This is a genomic window from Thermotoga sp. (genome assembly GCF_021162145.1).
Classification (GTDB): Bacteria; Thermotogota; Thermotogae; order Thermotogales; family Thermotogaceae; genus Thermotoga.
This window is the reverse complement of record NZ_JAGGZH010000009.1, coordinates 1-3,126: the sequence shown is the minus strand read 5'-3', so window position 1 is coordinate 3,126 and position 3,126 is coordinate 1. Positions and strand designations below refer to the sequence as shown.

General features: G+C 45.9%; 6 protein-coding genes. All 6 read right to left on the bottom strand.

Going from position 1 to position 3,126, the window contains the following annotated elements; genetic code table 11:
* On the bottom strand, nucleotides 1-324 hold a 324-nt coding region (locus J7K79_RS00515), incomplete at its 3' end, for a hypothetical protein (protein WP_296903974.1).
* Entirely contained in the window at nucleotides 321-629 is a 309-nt protein-coding gene (locus J7K79_RS00510; protein ID WP_296903972.1) for a hypothetical protein, read from the bottom strand. The genes J7K79_RS00515 and J7K79_RS00510, both read right to left, overlap by 4 nt.
* Nucleotides 613-1,275, bottom strand: a complete 663-nt coding sequence (locus tag J7K79_RS00505; protein ID WP_296903970.1) for a FliA/WhiG family RNA polymerase sigma factor — start codon at nucleotides 1,273-1,275, stop codon at nucleotides 613-615. The genes J7K79_RS00510 and J7K79_RS00505 overlap by 17 nt, the downstream gene beginning before the upstream one ends.
* Entirely contained in the window at nucleotides 1,275-1,748 is a 474-nt protein-coding gene (gene cheD, locus J7K79_RS00500) for a chemoreceptor glutamine deamidase/glutamate methylesterase CheD (RefSeq protein ID WP_296903968.1), read from the bottom strand. The genes J7K79_RS00505 and cheD overlap by 1 nt, the downstream gene beginning before the upstream one ends.
* Nucleotides 1,745-2,359 (bottom strand): CheY-P phosphatase CheC, encoded by a 615-nt coding sequence (gene cheC / locus J7K79_RS00495; RefSeq protein WP_296903966.1) that lies wholly within the window; start codon nucleotides 2,357-2,359, stop codon nucleotides 1,745-1,747. The genes cheD and cheC overlap by 4 nt, the downstream gene beginning before the upstream one ends.
* Nucleotides 2,356-3,045, bottom strand: a complete 690-nt coding sequence (locus tag J7K79_RS00490; protein WP_296903964.1) for a flagellar brake domain-containing protein — start codon at nucleotides 3,043-3,045, stop codon at nucleotides 2,356-2,358. The genes cheC and J7K79_RS00490 overlap by 4 nt, the downstream gene beginning before the upstream one ends.
* Nucleotides 3,046-3,126: the final 81 nt, after the last annotated feature.

Below are 3,126 nucleotides of genomic sequence, written 5' to 3'. Positions count from 1 at the left end.
TTCTTCTGAAACACGAATCGGTTTTTCCAACCTCTCATTTCTTTCAACAAGGAGTACCAACCTTTCATCCACTTCCAAAAGTTCTGGATCGCGAACGAATATGAAATCTGGGTTCTTTTCCATCTTCCTCAACAGTGTTTTGGATATGAGTTCTGTCTTCAAATAGATGTCGAGTGATCCACCGTACAGTATTCTTTGAAGCTCGTTTGGTGTCACAGGCTCGGTGTACTTGAACTCCAGTGGGATACCTCTTTCGTCGACAACGAGAAGTCCTCCCACGAATTTTCCATCTAGTTTCTTTGAGTCCAGATAAGCAGTTGTCATGTTCTCACATCCATGAACAGTCCTTTGTTCTCCTCTCTCAGGTTCACTTGCTTTTTCTTTTGAACCTTAGAATTAGAAAAGGGTCTGTTCTTTCTCTTTCCCCTTCCTTCCATTGAAGCTCTCACCTCGACATCCTCAGTGAAATCACTCTTTTTCACCGCGTGCCGTTCTCTATCGAACTGCTGCACCAAGTGTTGCCCCACTATCTGCTGCATTAAGGGCTGCTGGTTCAAAATCTGGGAGATGTTTGGAACAGACTCTACTCCTTTCACAACAAAACCCTGAAAATCAACCGGCCTGATCATCTCCCATCACTTCCTTTTTTATTTTCAGAAGGGCAAGACTCACGATCTGAGAAACCCTGGATTCGGAAACTCCCAAGACGCGCGCTATCTCTTTCAAAGAAAGTTCCTTCTCGAATCTCAATGAAAGAGCAAGCCTTTCTTTGTGAGACAGTTTTTCGATCGCCTTTTTTATTTCTTCTTTCAAAATCTCCCGGTACGCCTTTTCGTCTGGTCCTTCCACCTTCAAAGTCGGTTCTTCATCGAATGCGTCTATCATCAAGAGCTGCCTTCTCATCATTTCGTTCTTGGCGCGGATGACTTCTCTTACCTCCAAGCCCGTCCTTCTGGCCAGTTCTTCATCCGAAGGGAATCCTTCACTTTCGTGTATTACCTTTTCCACGAGTTTCACGCTCTTTCTCAGATTCCTTGGCATCCAGTCTATTTTCCTCAAATAGTCGTACATTGCTCCCCTCACCCTTTTCATCACGAATGTTGTAAAGCTTGCTCTGGATGGGTCGTACCTTTCAAAGGCGGAGAGTGCTGCGAGAATCCCTTCCTGTATAAGATCTTCTACCTCTACATTCGGTGGTAGGGTGTGGACCAGATCCTCAGCTATTCGTTTTATAACGGGAAGCAAATTCTTTATCGCTCTTTCTTTGTTCCACACTAGATTTCCTTTATTTCTAATCGTTCACCACCACCCACCTTCCTCACAAGAAGCTTTCCAGTGGCAATGTTGTATTCGACACTCCTCGCTCTGTTGCCGCCGGTGTCCTCTGCCACCAGTTTTACTCCGTGTTCTTTCAAGTGTTTTTTCACCGCCTCGACGTTTCGTTGACCTATGTTCATACCCTTTGACTCGAACATACTGGCCCCACCAGCGATCTTCGCCTCCAGTCTGCTTCTCTTCGCCCCAAGTTTTTCCAGTTCTTTCACCAGTGTTTCAATCGCCGTGTCCGCATACTTTCCAGGTTTATCGGTCTTCCCTCCGCTGTCCGGGAGCATAACGTGTGCCATCCCTCCAACACCCGCAGTGGGATCTCTCATGCACACGGCAACGCAAGATCCTAGCCCCAACGTCACGATCACGCTTGGATTCTTCATAACGGTAAATTCTCCGATACCTATCACCTTTTTCATTCCTGAACACCCATCCTTTCAAAGATCTTCTTCAAATATCCTGGTTTTGGTACCAGCATCAGATACGAAGTCAGCGGTTTTTCCCCCTCCACGGTGAGTGACGTTTCGACGAACACTACTTGGTCATCGGCACTTTCACCCAGTTCTTCAAGCGAAACTTCCGCAAATATCGCAGAGATCATATCCACCACAAGTTGAGGTGGGAGGGGGTCTATCTTGAATCCAAGAAAATCTGCAAGAGCAGAAATGTAAGTGCCACACATGATGTTTCCTATCTCCTGAAGAGTCGAGGAAGAAAATTCGTCCAGCTGGAGTAAATTTTCAGGTGCACGTCCTATGAGTATTTCCAGAATCTTTTTCACCACCTGGGTTCCCATTATGAGGAGGATGTTGCCCTCTATCTCGCCGTCTACCGGCATCTTCACGCCCACGACAATCTCTTCAGGATCTTCCGCCACAAAGATCACGTCGCTGAGGGGAATTATCTCCACAGTCGGCACAGAAATCTCCACCTTCTTGTTCACCATGTAAGATATCGCTGTTGCAGCGTTCCCCGCTCCTATGTTCCCGATCTCCTTCAGAAGGTCTTTTTGTCTTTCAGAAATGTTCACTCGTTATCTCCCCTTTCTTTGTTTCTCTTCTCGATTTCCTTTCTGAAGACGAAGGTTACCAGCTTTCTTTCCAGGGAAGGAGAAACGTTCAGAAACTCCACTCCATACATTCTCTCACCTGTTTCAAGGATACCAGCTTCCCTTACGATCTTGGCTGGTTGATCCCTCAACTTCAAGTTTTTATCCAACTCTACCGTGACATATATGATCTGTCCGACCGTCAAGATGTCATTCACTACTATTAACATACCACCTGCACTGAAATCTTTCGTCACGAACCTCTTCGGTGGTTCGTCCTTGGAGGAAACCTTGTAGAGTCCCTCTAAGAACATTCTTATCCTTTTGAACCTTCTTCTCTGTACTTTTCTCAGTCTGTTTGGAAACAACACTTTAGTGATGGGAAATCCGTACTCATCTTTCCCACTCTCTAGCACGGTTGTTCTGAACATGTAGATTGCCGAGCTGTCTACGATCTTCACTGTACAACGTGTTCCACGTGGAAGAGGAACCAACCTCCCTTTGAAACTCGGCATGGAAAGGATCAAAAGATTCCTTTCGAAATCTACGTCATGGACGCTACTCTTGTATCCACCTTCGAGATCTTCTGGAGCAGAAACTTCCACAAGGACACTCTGACCAGGTCTTATCACGTCGAATGCTCTCACAAGCTCTGTGTAATACTGCATTCTATCACCCTATCCCCAGCATTTGTCTAATCTTGGTCAAAAAGCTCTCTTTTTGAGCGGGTTCTCTCAAGATCTTTTCCC

Coding starts and splice junctions, on each gene's coding strand:
- J7K79_RS00510 (WP_296903972.1), bottom strand. CDS start 629: ATGATCAGGCCGGTTGATTTTCAGGGTTTTGTTGTGAAAGGAGTAGAG.
- cheD (WP_296903968.1), bottom strand. CDS start 1,748: ATGAAAAAGGTGATAGGTATCGGAGAATTTACCGTTATGAAGAATCCA.
- J7K79_RS00490 (WP_296903964.1), bottom strand. CDS start 3,045: ATGCAGTATTACACAGAGCTTGTGAGAGCATTCGACGTGATAAGACCT.